Origin of the sequence: Candidatus Symbiopectobacterium endolongispinus (assembly GCF_018777385.1) — a bacterium.
Lineage (GTDB): Bacteria > Pseudomonadota > Gammaproteobacteria > Enterobacterales > Enterobacteriaceae > Symbiopectobacterium > Symbiopectobacterium endolongispinus.
This window is the reverse complement of the sequence record NZ_JAFJYB010000004.1, coordinates 479,213-498,603: the sequence shown is the minus strand read 5'-3', so window position 1 is coordinate 498,603 and position 19,391 is coordinate 479,213. Positions and strand designations below refer to the sequence as shown.

The window sequence follows — 19,391 nt, the reverse complement described above, 5'->3', positions numbered from 1 at the left end:
CGCTTCTGAGCACCACGATCCCCGGTAATTTACGCCAATTTTGTGCGCCAGCAGATATTTTTTCCCCTAAGCCGCTGTTAGGATGGCGACTCTTGGTCACTATGACTGCCTCCATAGTAGCAAGGCGGTTTGCGTAACCGGTAACACGCACAGGACACGCGGCCTGCGCGAATCAATAAAAAATGATTTCATCCGCATCAGAGCATCATCATCCAAAAAAATTACGCCTCGATGCGCTGACGTTCGCCACGCTGTACCCTACATACAGCATGATGAAATATCAAAAATAATGCAGCAACAAGGGCCCCGTTTGGGGCCCTTACTCTTTACGCTGACCACCTACTATTGCCATTACGACAGACTACAGCGGCTCACTTATCGTCCAGGGATCAGAAGGCAGGAACCATGCGTCTGACGGCTCTCCAGTGCGCGATGCGCCTTTTGCGCTTCCGACAGCCCGAAGATCTGATTGGCAGAAACATCTACCTTGATAGCGCCGCTGGCAATCAGCGAAAACAGCTCGCTGCTCGCTTTATCCAGTTCTGCGCGATTAGTCACATAGCCAAACAGCGACGGACGCGTCACGTAAAGCGACCCTTTCTGATTCAGAATGCCCAGGTTCACGCCGGTCACCGGGCGGGAAGCGTTACCGAAGCTCACCATCACACCGCGACGTTGCAGGCTGTCGAGCGAGGCTTCCCAGGTGTCCTTACCCACCGAGTCGTACACCACGGGCACCTTCTTCCCATCGGTTAATTCCAGTACCCGCTGCGCAATGTTCTCACTGCGATAGTTGATGGTCGCCCAGGCACCTGCCTGGCGCGCTAGCGCCGCCTTATCATCTGACCCTACCGTACCAATAAGTTTCGCGCCCAGCGCCTTGGCCCACTGGCAGGCGATCAGGCCAACACCACCAGCGGCCGCGTGGAACAGGAATGTCTCACCGGATTTGATCTCATAGGTTTCACACAGCAGGTAGTATACCGTCAGCCCTTTCAGGAACGACGCCGCACGCTGCTCAAAGCTGATTGCATCCGGCAGATGCGCAACGCGATCCGCCACTACATTGTGCACCGCACTGTAAGCCCCCAGCCCCGCTTGCGCATACACCACGCGATCGCCGATCTGAAACCCGCTTACGCCCGCGCCGACTTTCGCCACCACACCCGCCGCCTCGGTGCCCAGCCCAGATGGGAAGGCCTGTACCGGATAAAGCCCACTGCGCACGTAGGTATCGATAAAATTGATCCCGACAGCACGGTTTTCAATTTGTATTTCACCTGCAGCCGGTTCACGCGGGGTAAAATCAACGTACTCCAGCACCTCAGGGCCACAGTGTGCGCTGAATTGAATGCGTTTCGCCATGTTTTCTCCTGATGCAGTCCGGTGCGATAAACACACGGGCGCGTTTTTATCACGTCAGTTTCGTATACAATGCCCCATTATGGAATGACAAATCAACTAATAAAGAACGTAATCCCATGGCAGAAAAGCGCACCGCCCCCCCATCGAAACAGCCCCGCGACCGACAGGTAGAAGGGTTAAAGCTTCCGCCCCACTCACTGGAAGCGGAACAGTCGGTTCTGGGCGGCTTGATGCTCGACAACGAGCGCTGGGATAACGTCGCAGAACGCGTCGTCGCCAACGATTTCTACAACCATGCCCACCGTCTGATTTTCAGCGAAATGCAGCGGCTGTTGGAATTGAAAAAACCCATCGATCTCATCACCCTGTCCGAGTCGCTGGAGCAAAAAGGCGAACTGGACACGGTCGGTGGTTTTGCTTATCTGGCAGAACTGGCGAAGAACACCCCCAGCGCCGCTAATATCAGTGCCTACGCCGATATCGTGCGCGAACGGGCTGTGGTGCGTGAGATGATCGCCGTTGCCCATGAAATCGCCGATGCGGGTTACGATCCACAAGGTCGCAGTAGTGAAGATCTGCTGGATTTGGCGGAATCGCGCGTGTTTCAGATCGCTGAAAACCGCGCCAGCAAGGATGAAGGCCCAAAAAGTATCGATCGCATTCTGGAAGATACCGTCTCACGCATCGAGCAGTTGTATCAACGTCCGCACGACGGGGTAACCGGCGTTTCCAGCGGCTATCAGGATCTGGATAAAAAAACCGCCGGACTGCAAAAATCGGATTTGATCATCGTCGCGGCGCGCCCCTCAATGGGGAAAACCACGTTCGCCATGAACTTGTGCGAAAACGCCGCCATGATGCAAGAAAAACCAGTGCTGATCTTCAGTCTGGAAATGCCCGGCGAACAGATCATGATGCGTATGCTGGCCTCGCTGTCACGTGTGGATCAAACCCGTATCCGTACCGGGCAGTTGGATGATGAGGACTGGGCGCGCATCTCCAGTACCATAGGCATTCTGCTTGAGAAGAAGAACATGTATATCGATGACTCTTCCGGCCTGACGCCCACGGAAGTACGTTCCCGTGCACGCCGCGTTTTCCGCGAGCATGATGGCCTCAGCCTGATCATGATCGACTACCTGCAACTGATGCGGGTGCCCGCCCTTTCGGATAACCGAACCCTTGAAATCGCCGAAATTTCCCGTTCTCTCAAAGCATTGGCAAAAGAATTGCAAGTGCCTGTGGTCGCACTCTCTCAGCTTAACCGTAGTCTGGAGCAACGAGCGGACAAACGCCCGGTCAACTCCGACCTGCGTGAATCTGGCTCTATCGAGCAGGATGCTGACGTGATTATGTTTATCTATCGTGATGAGGTTTATCATGAAAACAGCGATTTGAAAGGCATAGCTGAGATTATCTTAGGGAAACAGCGTAACGGCCCTATCGGTACCGTTCGGTTGACCTTCAACGGGCAGTGGTCGCGTTTTGATAATTACGCCGGTCCACAATACGATGATGAATAAATAGCGCACCTGAGCGGGCAGCGCTAAGGACAGTAGAAATGAAAACGGCAACCGCCGTCATCAGTCGCCGCGCATTGCGTCACAATATGCAGCGCGTGCGCCAGTTAGCGCCTAACAGTCGGCTGGTCGTCATCGTCAAGGCCAATGCATACGGCCAAGGCGCAGTGGAATGCGCCACCACCCTTCAGGATGCCGACTGCTTCGGCGTCGCCCGACTCTCGGAGGCGTTGGCACTGCGCCAAGCGGGCATCAGCAAACCCATCCTGCTGCTGGAAGGGTTTTTCTCTGCCGACGATCTTCCCTTACTGGCGCAGCATCAATTGGAAACTGCGGTGCACAGCGTCGAACAGTTGGAAGCATTGGAGCAGGCTGATTTACCGCATCCACTTACCGTGTGGATGAAGCTGGATACTGGCATGCACCGTTTGGGTGTACGTCCTGATAAAGCAGAAGCGTTTTATCAACGGCTGACTCAGTGCCGCAATGTGGTGCAACCGGTGAATATCATGAGCCATTTTTGCCGCGCAGATGAGTCTGAGTTCAATACCACGCTGAAACAGATCGCCTGCTTTGATGTCTTCACTGAGGGAAAACCGGGCGCGCAATCTATCGCGGCTTCTGGCGGTATTCTGCTGTGGCCACAGGCGCATCGCAATCAGGTACGACCGGGGATTATTCTCTACGGTGTATCACCACTGGCCACCGAAACTGCCGCACATTTTGGACTGCAACCGGCTATGACGCTCACCTCACACCTGATCGCGGTGCGCGAGCACAAAGCTGGTGAAGTCGAGGGATACGGCTGTATCTGGACCAGCGATCGCGATACCCTGCTCGGCGTGGTCGCGATGGGGTATGGCGATGGCTATCCGCGCTCAGCGCCGTTTGGTACACCAGTGCTGGTCAATGGCAGTGAGGTGCCGTTGGTGGGACGCGTATCGATGGATATGTTGACGGTCGATCTGGGACCCAATGCACAGGAGCAGGTGGGCGATGAAGTGATATTGTGGGGAGATGTGCTGCCCGTCGAGCGGATCGTCGCACACACCAAGATCAGCGCTTACGAACTGATTACCCGTGTGACGCAGCGCCTGGCGCTGGAGTACCTCGACGATTAATGCTTAAGAAAGGCGTACCGAAAGGTACGCCTGAAATCGATGACAAATCCACGTTCCTCTCTCGTCATCCACAGCGAAATGACGGGGGTGGGCAGAATGACTGTTTTGAGCAGGTTTATCAGCGTACCTTTTTCATCAATTACACGTCACTGACCGCGATATCTGCCGGCGCGCGGTTACGGTTCTTCACCCGATAAGCCACAGACATTGCCACCAGCCACACAGGGATCAGCCATACCGAGATCTGGATGCCGGGCGTAATCGCCATGATCACCAGAATACCCGCCAGAAACAGCAGGCAAATCACGTTGGTCACCGGATAGCCCCAACTTTTGAAACGCGTTTCCTTTGCGGCCACTTGCATCGCATGGCGGAACTTGAGGTGTGTAATGCAAATCATCGCCCAGTTGATCACTAACGCGGACACCACCAGCGCCATCAGCAGCTCAAACGCTTTGCCCGGCATCAGGTAGTTCAACACCACGCACAGCCCGGTTGCCAGCGCTGATACGCCCAACGCGTTCAGCGGAATACCGCGTTTGTTGATGCTCAACAGTGCGCGAGGTGCGTTGCCATGTTTAGCTAGGCCAAACAGCATACGGCTGTTGCAATAGACGCAGCTGTTGTACACCGAGAGCGCCGCGGACAGCACCACCAGATTCAGCACAGTTGCCACCACGTTGCTATCCAGCGCGTGGAAAATAAGCACAAACGGGCTGCCGCCTTCCACCACTTTCTGCCAGGGGTACAGCGACAGCAGCACCGCCAACGCGCCCACATAAAACAGCAGAATGCTATAAATAACCTGATTGGTGGCGCGCGGAATACTTTTTTCTGGCCTATCGGCCTCAGCGGCAGTGATTCCGACCAGTTCAAGACCGCCAAGGAGAACATGATGACCGCCATCGCCATCACCATGCCACCAAAACCATTGGGGAAAAACCCGCCGTGTTGCCACAGGTTAGCCACGCTGGCCTCCGGCCCGCCACTTCCGCTTATCAGTAGATAGCAGCCGAACACAATCATGCCGATAATCGCCGCCACTTTAATGATGGCAAACCATAATTCCATTTCGCCGTAAACCTTCACGTTAGTGAGGTTGATGGCGTTAATCAGCAGGAAGAAAACGGCCGCCGAAACCCAAGTCGGCACATCGGGAAACCAGTATTTAATGTAAATCCCGGCCGCAGAAAGCTCTGCCATGCTGACCAATACATAGAGCACCCAGTAGTTCCAACCAGACATAAAACCGGCAAAGCTGCCCCAATATTTATGGCGAAATGGCTAAATGAACCGGCTACGGGCTCCCCCACCACCATTTCCCCTAACTGACGCATAATGAAAAAAGCAATAATCCCGGCAATCGCATAGCCCAGCAATACCGATGGCCCGGCCATTTTGATGGTTTGCGCAATCCCTAAAAACAGCCCGGTGCCTACCGCGCCCCCTAATGCAATCAACTGGATATGGCGGTTTTTTAACCCTCTTTTAAGCTGATCCGTTGTCTGCGAAGTATCCATGACATTCCCCGAACATGATGTTGTGTTGGCAATCTCATAGCAACAATCAGGCCAGCCTCAGCAAGGCCACGGCGAATTCCAGTTATAACTGAAACTAATATCATGAATATACTCATTATTTTTTTATTATCACTTAACATGATATTGCATGGAGGCAAAAAACAGATTGATGCATAAACAGGCACCTTTATGCACAGAACGCCCTTAATTGCATCACCATACGCACGATATTGCGCCAGCACGGTGCACGCCCTTTTATTGTGCAATCCCCTGTAGGGCCGGTATATAAAAAGAAGCGGCACGCGGTGATAAAAAGCTGTTAGTCTGTTTTATCTCCCGATACATCATGCAGATAAAGCGCCATGTACCAGATAGACGATTATGATTTGAAAATGCTGACCTTACTGCAAACCAACGGTCGCTTGACCAATCAGGAGTTAAGCGAACTGATCGGGTTATCCGCATCGCAGTGTTCGCGCCGTCGCATTGCGCTTGAGCAGACTGGGCAGATCCTGGGCTACCACGCCCGCCTGGCACCCAATGCCATCGGTCTGGAATGTCTCGGTTTGATCGAAGTGCGCCTGATCAACCATACCGCCGACTACGTAGAGCGCTTTCACCAGATGTTAGGAGAGGTAGATGCGATCATTGATGCCTACAAAACCACCGGCGATGCCGACTATTTACTGAAAGTTGCGGTAGCCGATCTGCAAGGACTGAGCGATTTGATCAGTCGCATCTTGTCGCAGAATAAAAGCGTCTCTCACCTGAAGACCTCAGTTGTGCTGAATCGGCTGAAAGAAAATGGACTGATGCTGCCTAACTGAAGGCTTGCACCCTATTATGGCAAGATGCTTCTTTTTAGTGCACACCAACCGTCACATCACGCACAAAACCATTAAATAATGCGTGAATCACGCAAAAAATTAAGTTTAATGCACCTTTCATGCGGATGGTAATTAATTTATTTCAATAACTTATACTTATTATTCGTGTTAATGCGCCAACCTCTCCACTTTCAGCGCCATTTTTGGTGCACTTTTTGCTTTGCTTTGCTTTGCTTTGCTTTGCTTTGCTTTGCTTTGCTTTGCTTTGCTTTGCTTTGCTTGCGCCACATTTTGATTTTTTTCTGCCATTGAGCACATCATGGATAACGTTGTCGCAACTGAAAATCTAAAACACACGCTGCTGGAAGATGTTCTGGCACTGTTGATTGGCTCATTGATGGTGTCTTTTGGGATCATCCTGTTACGTCAATCCGGCGCGCTCACCGGCGGCACGGCAGGGGTGGCATTCCTGCCGCACTACATCACGCATATTTCATTTGGCACTATTTTCTTTCTGATCAATATGCCGTTTTATTATCTGGCCGTTCGCCGCATGGGCTGGCATTTCACCATCAAGACCTTCTGTGCCGTCGGGTTGGTTTTCCTACTGTCAGACGTGCATCCGCTGTTTATTTACTTCGATAGACTTCAGCCTTTCTATGCCACGCTGTTTGGCAACATCATCATTGGGCTAGGCTTTATTGTGCTGTTTCGTCACAAGGCCAGTCTGGGTGGCGTGAATATTTTGGCGCTCTACCTTCAGGATCACTACGGCATACGCGCTGGCAAGTTACAAATGGCGGTTGGTGTGGTGATTGCGCTGGCTTCACTGTTTGTGGTAAGCGTACCTATGCTGGTGGTTTCCGTATTAGGTGCCGTGATTCTTAACTTAATCATTGCGATGAATCACCGCCCGGGGCGTTATACGGTCTAAATGACCGCCCAGTGGTTGCGCGCTGCGCGTTAAGCGTGGCAGATAATTATTTCAGGAGAAAAACCGTGTTCCAACATGTCGACGCCTATGCCGGAGATCCTATCCTGTCTCTGATGGAAAAATACAAGCAAGATCCGCGCGCAGATAAGATCAATCTCAGTATCGGGCTCTATTACAACAAACAGAATATCATCCCGCAATTGCGCGCCGTGAGCAGTGCCGTTGATGTACTTGAAGCGCAGCCCAAAGCGGCTTCCTCCTATTTGCCCATGGAAGGTTTCCAACCCTACCGTTCCGCTATTCAGACGCTGCTGTTTGGCAAAGAACACACGGCGCTGGCTACAAACCGCATCGCCACTATCCAGACGCTGGGCGGTTCCGGCGCACTGAAAGTGGGTGCTGACTTCCTGAAACACTATTTCCCTGAATCTGAGGTATGGGTCAGCGATCCTACCTGGGAAAACCACATCGCTATTTTTGCCGGTGCCGGATTTAAGGTACACACTTACCCCTATTTTGATGCACAAACGCTGGGCGTAAATTTCGATGGCATGGTTGCCACGCTAGAAAGCCTGCCAGCGTGCAGCATCGTACTGTTGCACCCGTGCTGCCATAACCCAACCGGTTCCGATCTGACTAATGCGCAATGGGATCGCATTATTGAAACGGTGATCAAACACGAACTTATTCCGTTTATGGATATCGCCTATCAAGGCTTTGGCGGCGGCATCGATGCAGATGCTTACGCGCTGCGCGTCATTGCCAGCGCGGGCGTTCCTGCCCTGATAGCCAACTCCTTCTCCAAGATTTTTTCTCTTTATAGTGAACGCGTGGGTGGGCTCTCCGTGGTGTGTGAAGATGCCGAAAGCGCACAGCGCGTTTTGGGGCAGTTGAAGGCCACAGTACGTCGTAACTACTCAACACCGCCGAATTACGGTGCTCAGGTGGTTTCTAACGTGCTGAATGATGTAGCACGCAATGCAGAGTGGAAAGCGGAAGTCGAAGAAATGCGTTCACGTATTCTCGCCATGCGTAAAGCGCTGGTGGATGCTCTGAAAGCAGAATTGCCAACGCGCAATTTTGACTACCTGTTGACACAGCGCGGCATGTTTAGCTACACCGGTTTCAGCCCGCTACAGGTAGATCGCCTGCGCGACGAATTTGGTGTTTATCTGATCGCCAGCGGTAGAATGTGCGTTGCGGGTCTGAATTCGGGCAACGTCGTACACGTCGCCAAAGCGTTCGCTGCGGTTCAATAACCCATCAAAGGCTTAACGCCAACGTTAAGCCTTTTTTTGCCATTCCACTTATCTAACCATTCCTCTTTCACCGTGATTCATAATAAATTTTTATATAGCACGACATTGACACTCCGCTTGCTCTGAACTACTATTTAAGACATATCCCATAATTTATTACCCAACAGATTTCGATGGATAGGGCGCAGTCCTCAGCTGAGTCTGAGGTGTACGGGAGCCAGTCTCCCCCTACTGTGAAAGAGAAAGGGTATTTTCAACATTCACTGTCTTAATCATTAACTTACATCATGATGTTGAACAGCCGATCGCTCGCTGATTTGCGATAACAATAATAAGCAGAAAGACAATAAATGAAACCATTTCAGAAGCATTTTATTCTTCAGGTCAATTTACGACGTCTCATTCTTTTCATCGCACTTTCGGGTATGTCAGTTATTTTTGTAAATAGCTATTTCGCCTTCTACGACACACACAAAAAGTTATTGACCGATCAGTTTTTTAAAATAAACCTCAACTATTCATTAAAACTCGCAAATACCGTCGATACTTTTTTTCCTCTTCCCAATCACAGCTCAGTTTTAGTGCTCAACTGCTCGCCGATAACATGAAAAACGCTGACACGCTGCAAAAAGAGGTCGAGCGAATTCGGCAGATTGGTCATCGCTTCAATTCCGTCTCGGTCATTGACAAACAGGGCTACATTCGCGCGTTTTCCCCATTGCAACCAGGAGTCATTGATGCGCGTCTGACCTCCTCTTCCCATGCAGCGACGGTTCAGGCCAACACCTTTTTTATCAGTCAGCCCTATGTTTCTCTGATTGGTAAACTGATTGTCTATATTTCTGTTCCTATCCACAATGCCGAGGGCGAACAGCTAGGGTACGTCGGCGGTTCTATTTATCTCAACAACCGCAATGCGACAAATGAATTTATGAATTCGCAGTTTGATGACGATAATTAAGATACTTATGTCCTCAATAAAGATGGCACAATTATTTATCATCATGATAAAAGCCGAATCGGGCAAAAAATAGACGACAACTCTTTAAAACAGATGGCGCTATTGGGGAATAAAGGTAATTTTCGTCTGACTGATTCGCAAGGAGCAACATTTTTAGCCGGGTTCGCCAAAGTTAAACGCGCGGATTGGGTTATTCTTACACTACAAACAGAACAAATTGTCACTCAGGCATTAAATAACGTAATGATTGATGTGACAAAGAAAAGTGCTCCCGTACTGCTCATCACCTTGTTCATGATTACCTTGTTGACGATCTACATCGCCAAACCGTTGCGCATGCTGGGATTGGCAGCCAGCCGTATGGACGATCCTGATGTCATCAGCAAAATTCGTGCGGTATCCTCCTGGTATTTCGAGGTCGAGCACCTTAAGCGCGTCATCCTGTGGGGTACAATTCTGCTACATAAACGTATCGGAAAACTCAGCTCACAGGCTCACACTGACCCGCTCACCGGCCTACTTAACCGGCGTGGATTGCACGAAAACATTGAAATGTCGCTGCTCAACAACAGCGTCGTTTCAGTGATTGTTATCGACATTGATCACTTTAAAAATGTGAATGACACCTACGGGCATGATGTGGGTGATGAAGTGATAAAAATGCTGGGACGACATTTAAAAACCAACTCGCGCAAAACGGATCTGATCTGCCGAACCGGCGGTGAAGAGTTTTTAATGCTGCTGCCCGGCATTGATATCCACCTGGCCGTGGTCATTGCCGAGCGGCTACGCAAAAATGTCGCGGAAATGAGTTTTCCCATCTGCCAACACATCACCATTTCGATTGGCGTAACCTCCTTCCTGCCGAAAGAAGTGCCTATCGATGCCGCACTTAAAACCGCTGATAACGCGCTGTATCGCGCTAAAAAGGCTGGGCGCAACAAAGTGATTGTGCAGGATATCCCAGAGGACTTGGCGCTAATGCTGCACAAGGATTAGCGGTGTTGTGGCAAAGAAAAACTGGGCGCTGGCGATGCTGCGCCCAGAAGATGGATCAAAACGAGGTCCAGTCATGATTATTCTGTGCGTATGTGCCTGTGGCCAAGGCCAGCGTGGGCTTGGCTGGCTGGGCAACCGTTGATTCCCGTGTGGGCAACGGCGTGGCAGTCGCCTCTCCGGCATTAAGTTTGAATGCACTCACTGTATGGGTTAATGCTGACGCTTGGGATTGCAGCGACATCGCCGCGGCCGCTGACTCTTCCACCAGCGCGGCATTCTGCTGGGTCGTGGTATCAATCTGCCCAACCGCGACGTTAATCTGGCTAACGCCATCGCTCTGCTCTTGGCTGGCTTGAGAAATCTCCGCAATGATGGCGTTAACGTCCTGCACATGGTTGGTCAAACGACCCAGAGTTTCATCGGCACTGTCTACCAGATTCATCCCGTCCTGAATGTTGCTGACGGAATCATCGATCTGCGTCTTAATCTCCTTGGCTGCCGTCGCACTGCGCTGCGCCAGTGAACGCACTTCGCTGGCGACCACGGCAAAACCGCGCCCTTGCTCACCCGCGCGCGCCGCTTCTACGGCTGCATTGAGTGCCAGAATATTGGTTTGGAATGCAATGCTGTCGATAACGCCAATAATCTCAGCCATGCGCTGCGATGATGATTGAATACCACGCATTTTTTGCGTCACCGAGAGCATCACTTCACTGCTGTTTTTGGCTGCATCTGATGCCTGATGCGAAACCGACGTTGCTTGGCGGGTATTATCTGCGGTGTTCTTGATGGTTGAGGTCAGCTCTTCCATGGAGGAGGCAGTTTGTTCCAGCGAACTGGCTTGCTCTTCGGTACGCGCAGAGAGATCCTGATTCCCCGCGGCAATCTGTGAAGCCGCCGTGGAAATCGCCTCGGCACCGTCGCGTACTTGGCCCACAATATGACGCAGGCTGCTGTTCATGTTATCCAATGCCTTGAGCAGTAGACCGGTTTCATTCTGATGAACAGCCTGTACGCGATAAGTAAGATCGCCCTGCGCTACACGATCGGCCAGCGCCAGCGCCTGATGAATCGGACGTGTCACGCTACGCGTAATCAGCCAGGCGATCATACCGCCCGCCGCCGCTGCCGCCAGGCAGATCAACACCAACAGCAGCCGCGTTTGGTTGTAGGTGGTGGTCATGGTGTCGAGGGTTTTGGTCATGGTGCCGTTTTAAAAAGCGACCAGTTTGCGCACTTGCTCGCGGTAGTTGCGCTGTATGTCATTCATGGCGGTGGAAAATTCCCGTACACCGGCCTCACGATCTCCGGCGTTCAGCGCTGCAATAATCTTATCGCCTTATGCCAGAAACTGTGGACGAATCTGTTGGATATCCCGAATGACCTGTTGCGATGCCTCAGGGCTGTTGCTGGCAACCAATTTATCCAGCAACTGGCCGCCGCGTTTGCGCAGATCGCCCAGCATGTCCAGCGTGCTTTTGACTTGGGCCGGATCGGTGACCAGCAACAGTCGTTGATAGGCAACCAACGTGCTGTTTACCACATCGATAAGGCCGGTGGTTGTCACCGTATCAGGGTAAACCCACGTGACAATCAGCTTCGCATCTTCATGAAACAACGACAGTTTCGAGATTGAGAACGCATTGACAACAAACAGCATCAGCACCAGAAAAGCAAATCCACTGCCGAGGCGATAACCGATGCGCCAGTTAGCGATATTCATTCTTCACTCCTTTCCATATTGCGTATCACAGCCAGGTTATTCTTCCATTGTTTAATCCCATCAGAATGAGTGATGACCTGTTGCTGACGAAGCCTGTCTCGCGTTAACACTAAGCAATATAAATGGCTGTTTCGCCTATGTTAGGGAAATAGCATCCCCTCACCCATGATTCAGTGCTATCATCAAAAAAATAAAATCTGACGCTAAGAATTGCTGCTTAATGTTCCCCAGCAGTCACCGTCAAAATACGTTGCTGATGGTTATTGTCTGCTTCGTTTAGCCCCAGACTACCCCTGATGTCTCTAGGTTTATCGGCATTAAGCATATCATCTTTACCATATTGATCGTTTTAATCACTTAAAAATTAACAAATAAAATCTAACACCTATCAATTTAAGTGGATCGATCGACAGAATCATGCAATAAGTAAAAGATACCTCTGTTGATATTATTTAATAGGGTAAGCGCCGCGTCAGATGCAGAGAAAATAGAAAATATTTCTCGTGTGATTCTTGTAGAAAGGATATTTATCGCTAAGAAAAATAGCGTGAAATAACATGACGACAACGAAAGCGGTGTTTATCGAAATAAAAAGTAAACGTGAATAGCCTTATAATCACGACGCCCGGCGCAATACCGGGCGTCGTGAACAGCACTACTTGCGTGCCAATATCGGTTTGAGGAAACGGGCAGTGTGCGATGCTTCGCAATTGGCAACTGTCTCCGGGGTGCCGGACACCAGTATTTGACCGCCACCGCTGCCCCCTTCCGGACCAAGGTCCACAATCCAGTCTGCGGTTTTAATCACATCCAGATTGTGCTCAATCACCACAATGGTGTTCCCCTGATCGCGCAACTGGTGCAACACGTCCAACAATTGCTGAATATCGGCAAAATGTAGCCCGGTGGTTGGCTCGTCAAGAATATACAGGGTTTGCCCCGTTCCTCGCTTGGACAACTCGCGGGACAGTTTCACACGCTGTGCTTCACCGCCGGAGAGCGTGGTCGCCGACTGGCCAAGACGAATATAAGAAAGCCCCACATCGATAAGGGTTTGCAGCTTACGCGCCAAGGCAGGAATAGCATCAAAGAAGTCACGCGCCTCTTCAATGGTCATTTCCAGCACTTCGTGAATGCTTTTACCCTTGTATTTGATTTCCAGCGTTTCACGGTTATAGCGTTTGCCTTTGCACTGATCGCACGGCACATAGATATCCGGCAGGAAGTGCATCTCCACTTTGATGACGCCATCGCCCTGACAGGCCTCACAGCGCCCGCCGCGCACGTTGAAACTAAAGCGCCCAGGGTTGTACCCGCGGCTTCTCGCTTCTGGCACACCGGCAAAAAGTTCACGGATGGGGGTAAATACGCCTGTGTAGGTCGCCGGGTTGGAACGCGGTGTGCGCCCAATCGGACTTTGATCGATATCGATCACCTTATCAAAATGCTCAAGGCCGTGAATCTCACGGTACGGTGCCGGTTCCGCCAGCGTTGCGCCATTGAGCTGACGTTGCGCCAGCGGAAACAGCGTATCGTTAATCAGCGTCGATTTGCCGGAACCAGAAACACCGGTGATACAGGTGAACAGCCCGACGGGTAGCGTCAGCGTGACATCTTTCAGGTTGTTGCCTTTGGCCCCCACCAGCTTCAGCACTTTGGTAGGATCGGCAGGCACGCGTTGTGACGGCACTGAGATTTTTCGCTCACCGCTCAGGTACTGGCCGGTCAACGATTCTGGCACCGCCATGATCTGTTCTACCGAGCCTTCCGCTACCACCTGGCCGCCGCGCACCCCCGCACCCGGTCCGATATCAATCACATGATCCGCCGCGCGAATGGCGTCTTCATCATGCTCCACCACAATCACTGTGTTGCCCAGATTGCGTAGGTGGATCAATGTCTCCAACAGGCGTTCGTTGTCCCGCTGGTGCAAGCCAATGGAAGGTTCATCCAGTACATACATCACCCCCACCAGCCCGGCACCAATTTGGCTCGCCAGTCGGATACGCTGTGCTTCACCGCCTGAAAGCGTTTCGGCAGAACGCGACAGCGACAGGTAGTTCAATCCCACGTTCACCAGGAATTTCAGGCGATCGCCGATCTCCTTCAACACTTTTTCAGCAATCTGCGCGCGCTGACCACTTAGCTTCATGTTTTGGAAGAACGTCATCGCATGGCCGATGCTCATGTCGGAAATCTGCGGCAGCGTGGTCTGTTCGACAAACACATGGCGCGCTTCCTTACGCAGACGCGTACCGCTGCAACTGGCACAAGGACGGTTACTAATAAACTTGGCCAGTTCTTCGCGCACCGCGCTTGATTCGGTTTCCTTGTAACGCCGTTCCATGTTGTTCAACACGCCTTCGAAAGGATGGCGTCGCACGGACGTATCACCACGATCGTTGATGTATTTGAACTCGATAGTGTCTTTACCGGAACCGTACAGAATGACGCGACGAATTTTTTCACTCAGGCTGTCGTAGGGTGCCTCGACATCAAAACGATAATGCTCCGCCAATGAACGCAGCATCTGAAAATAGTAAAAGTTACGTCGATCCCAGCCGCGAATCGCACCGCCTGCCAACGACAGCTCACCGTTTTGCACCACACGTGCCGGATCGAAGAACTGCTGCACGCCCAACCCATCACAGCTCGGACAAGCGCCAGCCGGATTGTTGAAGGAGAACATGCGCGGCTCCAGCTCATGCATGCTATAGCCACACTGCGGACAAGCGAAATTGGCGGAAAACAGCAGTTCTGGCTGCTTGCTATCATCCATATCCGCCACAATAGCGCTACCGCCGGAAAGCTCCAGCGCGGTTTCAAACGATTCCGCCAGACGCTGTGCCAAATCCTCACGCACTTTGAAACGATCGACGACTACCTCAATGGTGTGTTTCTTCTGTAATTCCAGCTTGTGCGGATCGGAAAGATCGCACACCTCGCCGTCGATACGGGCGCGGATATAGCCTTGTGTCGCCAGGTTTTCCAGCGTTTTGGTGTGCTCCCCTTTGCGATCTTTAACAATGGGGGCGAGCAGCATCAGGCGAGTACCTTCCGGCTGTGCCAGCACGTTATCCACCATCTGGCTGACGGTCTGCGCCGCCAGCGGCACATCGTGATCCGGACAGCGCGGCTCACCCACGCGGGCAAAGAGCAGACGCAAATAGTCGTGAATCTCGGTGATAGTGCCCACGGTTGAGCGCGGGTTATGGGACGTGGATTTTTGCTCAATGGAAATCGCCGGTGACAACCCTTCGATATGATCGACGTCCGGCTTCTCCATTAAAGAGAGAAACTGGCGCGCATAGGCAGACAACGATTCAACGTAGCGCCGCTGCCCTTCCGCATACAGGGTATCAAACGCCAGCGACGATTTACCTGACCCGGACAGCCCGGTGACCACAATCAGTTTATCGCGCGGAATTACCAGATTGATATTTTTGAGGTTATGAGTACGGGCACCACGAACTTCGATCTTATCCATTCACATACATCCCGGAGTTAACGCTATTTTTCATCATCCAGCAGGCGGAGATAACCGATACGAAACGTGCAATTATGACACAAAAAAAACACCCGCTGCGTTTTTTAGCACCGCAAATGGCGGCTCAGTGGGGGGACAAGCAGAAGAAACACGCTAACAAAAAACTGAATAAATACGGGTCTTCCCTTGTTGTGGTGGCTGAAGGCATGATAATGGCGTATTAAATCGCCAGAGGTCACCACCATGGACGAAAAGTCTCTCTACGCTCATATCCTCAACCTGTCTATTCCGTGGCAGGTAAAGTCTCTTTCTCTCGATGAAAATGCCGGTTCTGTTACCGTTACAGTTGAGATTGCGAAAAACACTCAGTTAACCTGTCCAACCTGCGGGAAATCTTGTCCTATTCACGATCACCGACATCGTAAATGGCGCCATCTCGATACCTGTCAGTTCGCGACAATAGTCGAAGCTGATGTACCCCGTATTATGTGCCCGGAGCATGGCTACCAGACGCTGTCTGTTCCATGGGCCGGCCCCGGTAGCCGGTATACGCTGTTGTTCGAGTCGTTCGTTATCTCATGGCTGAAAATCAGCACCGTGGATGCCGTCAGGAAACAGCTGAGGCTGAGCTGGAATGCTGTCGATAATATTATGCAACGGGCGGTTAAGCGTGGACTGGCCCGTCGAAAAACACCTCAGGCCGCACGTCATCTCTGTGTTGATGAGGTCGCTTTCAAAAAGGGGCATCAGTACGTCACCGTTATCTCTGATACCCAAGGACAGGCATTGGAACTCAAAGATGATCGCGGAGTTGAAAGTCTTGCTGGCTATCTCCGGAGTCTGGGTGACCGCCAGATTGAATCCATTAAAACCCTGTCGATGGACATGAATCTATCCTATATAAGCGCAGCGCGGCTCCATCTGCCTAACGCGGTGGAGAAGATCGCGTTCGACCACTTCCATGTAGCGAAAATGCTCTGTGCCGTCGTAGATAAAACACGACAGTTGGAGATGAAAACCATCCCGTTACCGGCACGAAAAAGTGCACATCGTTCCCGTTATCTGTGGTTGTACGGTCGCCATAAACGTCATGGTCGAATAGCAGAAAGACTGGAAGCAGCGCAGATGATTCTGCCTGATACCAGCCGTTGCTGGGCAATGAAGGCGCTGGCCCGGGAACTCTGGAACCGCCGGTATGACGAACACAGCAGGCGTCTGTGGCTGGAATGGATAGGGATGGCAAAAGACGTTGGTGTCCCGCTACTAAGCAGCGCCGCCCGGACGTTACGTAAACGACTGTACGGGATCCTGAATGCCATGAAACACAGGGTATCAAACGGTAATGCAGAGTCACTAAACAGCAAGATAAGGCTGCTGCGGATCAAGTCCAGAGGATACCGGAACAAAGAACGCTTTAAGGTGGCAGTGATGTTCCATTACGGCAGGTTAAACATGGGGTTATGAGTCTCCCACCATGATAGGGGAAGACCCATGTAATTACAGTAATGGTGAGTATTCCAGTGAATCCGTATCAAGCCCCTATGGATAAGCCGTTTGATGCCATGGAGGCTTATCGCTACCCCGAACACCTGCGCCCATTTCTCGAAGGGTTGCCTGCTGCGCCCGGAGTCTATGTTTTTCATCGTGACAGCGATGTTATGCCGCTCTACATCGGTAAGAGCATCAATATTCGCAGTCGAGTCATGTCGCATTTCAGGACCGTTTCCGAGGCGCGCATGCTGCACCAGTCTCGCCGTATCAGCTATCATTTGACGGCGGGCGAGATTGGCGCGCTGCTGCTGGAAGCGCAAATGATCAAGCAGCTACAGCCGTTGCACAATAAACGGCTGCGGCGTAGCCGCCAGCTCTGCCCGTTGCATTTGCGTAACGGCGTCCCCCATATTGTGTCGGCAAAAGAGATCGACTTTTCCCATACGCCCGATTTATATGGCCTATTCTCCAACCGGCGTGCTGCGCAGCAAGCGCTGTTGGATATCGCCGACAGTGAGTTGCTGTGTTACGGGCTGTTAGGTTTGGAAAAAAATCAGCACGGCTGCGCTTGTTTCAGGCATCAACTGGGGAAATGTGCGGGTGCCTGTTGTGGCAAAGAGCCGATGGTGGAACATCAACTGCGTCTGCTCGATGGGCTGCAACAGATGCGCTTGTTCAACTGGCCCTACGCCGGTGCTGTCGGGCTGGTAGAGCAACACGGCGATGTGCGGCAGATTCATGTTATCAACAACTGGTATTACCTTGGATCGGTAGAGAATATCGCCGACGCAGCACAACTGACCAAGGTAGTGCACGGGTTTGACCGCGATGGATACAAGATCTTAAGCTGGCCGCTGTTCAATGAGCAGCATGAGATCGTGTTATTGGCGTGAGTGCTGTCGTTGAACGGTATAGTTCCGGATCGATACCGACCACCAACATTATGATTACGAGCCGCGGGTAATAAAGTATATCAATATTTTTGAATGATAATGGCAATTTTATCTGATATTCACTTCTGAATGATGGCGCTATGATTTATCACATCGAAGGCAAACAGCCTTTTAATCAAACATCAAACAGAAGGATTACCCTCATGAACGTTATCAAAAAATTTGCCGCAGTTGTTGCTCTTGGCCTGGTTTCTTTCGGTAGCTTTGCTGCCCAAGAAGTTGGAACTGTTCAAGTCAGCGGTGCAGAAACCCTGAGCGCATTTGAAGCACAAGTGGCTGCAAAGGCTGAAGCCGCGGGCGCAACGTCTTACAAGATTGTCTCTGCTAGCGGTGGCGATCAACTGCGTGGCACTGCGATCCTGTACAAATGATTTCATCATCGTTGATGCAACACACAAAAGGGGAGCGGAAGCTCCCTTTTTGTTTTAAGATCATTGACCTGTCACTTGCCGAGGCAGGAACGGTATTACAATTGGTTTAACCAGTTGCTGTCCCAATTCCGTGATGGATCTCCTATGGGGGACCATCATGAGGGACGGATTGGGCGAGATGCCTGAGACGGTGAAAAGCGGGCGATGGATGTGTTGAAACATAGCGAGCTCTATCATTGGAATGCGGATGACCCCGACAAGCCCAAATATTTTGTCCCCGTAAAATGGCTGGAAACCCGCAGTGAGTAAGAAGCCGTTAACGAAGTGGGGTTCTTCGGCAAGCAAAATACGGTCTGCAAGCCTGCAACCCAGAAATGGCGACACATGGTAGAGAAATTAAAGCGTTATTTCGGAAATTGGAACGCCGAATTGTAATGTCCAGATGAGGATTTTTTCCGATATAAAAGAAATGCGTATGTCAGAAGCGCGCTAAACGTGAAGGGCTCGTTCTATCAGGAGACTGACACTTCACTATCGGTAAGTTTATAAGCCTTGTCTTCTGGTTTGGCACTTCTGGCTTTTACATCGGTGAGTGGCGTAGCAGATCTCCATATTGTGGTGTCGGCATACGCTGGCTGTTGGTATAAGAATTCATTGAATGGGCTTGTACCATCACTTATACCAATAAATCCTACTTGATGTACGGAGATGTCGGTAGAGTCTGGTTGACTTAAAACAGCGGATTTATAGTTAATTCACTGAATTTTAGAGATAGAAAAAGACGTCGGTTCCACGTTATCGACCAATACTGAAGCGAATTGATGAAGCTCGCTTGGTTGTTGATCCAGATATATCTGACA

14 protein-coding genes and 3 pseudogenes are annotated in these 19,391 nt (G+C 51.3%); 12 read left to right on the top strand and 5 right to left on the bottom strand.

Translation table 11 applies throughout. The features are described from left to right. Positions 1-375: 375 nt before the first annotated feature. On the bottom strand, positions 376-1,365 hold the full coding sequence (locus JZM30_RS18090; RefSeq protein WP_252320381.1) for a quinone oxidoreductase: 990 nt from the start codon (positions 1,363-1,365) through the stop codon (positions 376-378). Between the two features lie 116 nt (positions 1,366-1,481). On the opposite strand from JZM30_RS18090, the gene dnaB reads away from it, so the two are divergent. Both dnaB and alr read left to right on the top strand, forming a co-directional pair. Then, positions 1,482-2,888 carry a replicative DNA helicase gene (dnaB, locus tag JZM30_RS18085; RefSeq protein WP_252320379.1) on the top strand — a complete coding sequence of 469 codons (1,407 nt, stop codon included), beginning with the start codon at positions 1,482-1,484 and terminating at the stop codon, positions 2,886-2,888. Between the two features lie 38 nt (positions 2,889-2,926). Next, positions 2,927-4,006 (top strand): alanine racemase, encoded by a 1,080-nt coding sequence (alr, locus tag JZM30_RS18080; RefSeq protein WP_252320377.1) that lies wholly within the window; start codon positions 2,927-2,929, stop codon positions 4,004-4,006. A 139-nt stretch (positions 4,007-4,145) separates the two neighbouring features. Here alr and JZM30_RS18075 read toward each other — a convergent pair. After that, positions 4,146-5,526, bottom strand: a pseudogene (locus tag JZM30_RS18075) (amino acid permease). A 362-nt stretch (positions 5,527-5,888) separates the two neighbouring features. Here JZM30_RS18075 and JZM30_RS18070 point away from each other — a divergent pair. Further along, on the top strand, positions 5,889-6,353 hold the full coding sequence (locus JZM30_RS18070) for an Lrp/AsnC family transcriptional regulator (protein ID WP_252320375.1): 465 nt from the start codon (positions 5,889-5,891) through the stop codon (positions 6,351-6,353). Between the two features lie 168 nt (positions 6,354-6,521). On the opposite strand, the gene JZM30_RS18065 is transcribed toward JZM30_RS18070, so the two are convergent. Next, entirely contained in the window at positions 6,522-6,662 is a 141-nt protein-coding gene (locus tag JZM30_RS18065; protein ID WP_252320373.1) for a hypothetical protein, read from the bottom strand. 10 nt (positions 6,663-6,672) lie between these two features. On the opposite strand from JZM30_RS18065, the gene JZM30_RS18060 reads away from it, so the two are divergent. From JZM30_RS18060 to JZM30_RS24075, 4 genes are all read left to right on the top strand, one after another. Next, complete coding sequence (locus JZM30_RS18060) at positions 6,673-7,287, top strand: YitT family protein (RefSeq protein ID WP_252320371.1); 615 nt, start codon at positions 6,673-6,675, stop codon at positions 7,285-7,287. Between the two features lie 65 nt (positions 7,288-7,352). Continuing rightward, on the top strand, positions 7,353-8,546 hold the full coding sequence (locus JZM30_RS18055; protein ID WP_252320368.1) for an amino acid aminotransferase: 1,194 nt from the start codon (positions 7,353-7,355) through the stop codon (positions 8,544-8,546). A 604-nt stretch (positions 8,547-9,150) separates the two neighbouring features. Further along, positions 9,151-9,507: a PDC sensor domain-containing protein gene (locus tag JZM30_RS24080; protein ID WP_308167186.1), complete on the top strand. Its 357-nt coding sequence runs from the start codon at positions 9,151-9,153 to the stop codon at positions 9,505-9,507. 102 nt (positions 9,508-9,609) lie between these two features. After that, positions 9,610-10,506, top strand: a complete 897-nt coding sequence (locus JZM30_RS24075) for a GGDEF domain-containing protein (protein WP_308167185.1) — start codon at positions 9,610-9,612, stop codon at positions 10,504-10,506. Between the two features lie 55 nt (positions 10,507-10,561). On the opposite strand, the pseudogene JZM30_RS18045 reads toward JZM30_RS24075, so the two are convergent. Further along, a pseudogene (locus JZM30_RS18045) lies at positions 10,562-12,229 on the bottom strand (methyl-accepting chemotaxis protein). 655 nt (positions 12,230-12,884) lie between these two features. Then, positions 12,885-15,716 carry an excinuclease ABC subunit UvrA gene (uvrA, locus tag JZM30_RS18040; RefSeq protein ID WP_252320366.1) on the bottom strand — a complete coding sequence of 944 codons (2,832 nt, stop codon included), beginning with the start codon at positions 15,714-15,716 and terminating at the stop codon, positions 12,885-12,887. Between the two features lie 74 nt (positions 15,717-15,790). Between uvrA and JZM30_RS18035 the strand changes: the two genes are divergently transcribed. From JZM30_RS18035 to JZM30_RS18015, 5 genes and pseudogenes are all read left to right on the top strand, one after another. Beyond that, on the top strand, positions 15,791-15,940 hold the full coding sequence (locus JZM30_RS18035; RefSeq protein WP_252320364.1) for a hypothetical protein: 150 nt from the start codon (positions 15,791-15,793) through the stop codon (positions 15,938-15,940). 19 nt (positions 15,941-15,959) lie between these two features. Further along, on the top strand, positions 15,960-17,180 hold the full coding sequence (locus tag JZM30_RS18030) for an ISL3 family transposase (RefSeq protein WP_252320362.1): 1,221 nt from the start codon (positions 15,960-15,962) through the stop codon (positions 17,178-17,180). A 41-nt stretch (positions 17,181-17,221) separates the two neighbouring features. Then, positions 17,222-18,100 carry an excinuclease Cho gene (gene cho, locus JZM30_RS18025; protein WP_438801519.1) on the top strand — a complete coding sequence of 293 codons (879 nt, stop codon included), beginning with the start codon at positions 17,222-17,224 and terminating at the stop codon, positions 18,098-18,100. Between the two features lie 203 nt (positions 18,101-18,303). Continuing rightward, entirely contained in the window at positions 18,304-18,531 is a 228-nt protein-coding gene (locus JZM30_RS18020) for a YdgH/BhsA/McbA-like domain containing protein (protein ID WP_252320629.1), read from the top strand. Between the two features lie 186 nt (positions 18,532-18,717). After that, positions 18,718-18,966: pseudogene (locus JZM30_RS18015) on the top strand (nuclease); the annotation flags it as partial. Between the last annotated feature and the right edge of the window lie 425 nt (positions 18,967-19,391).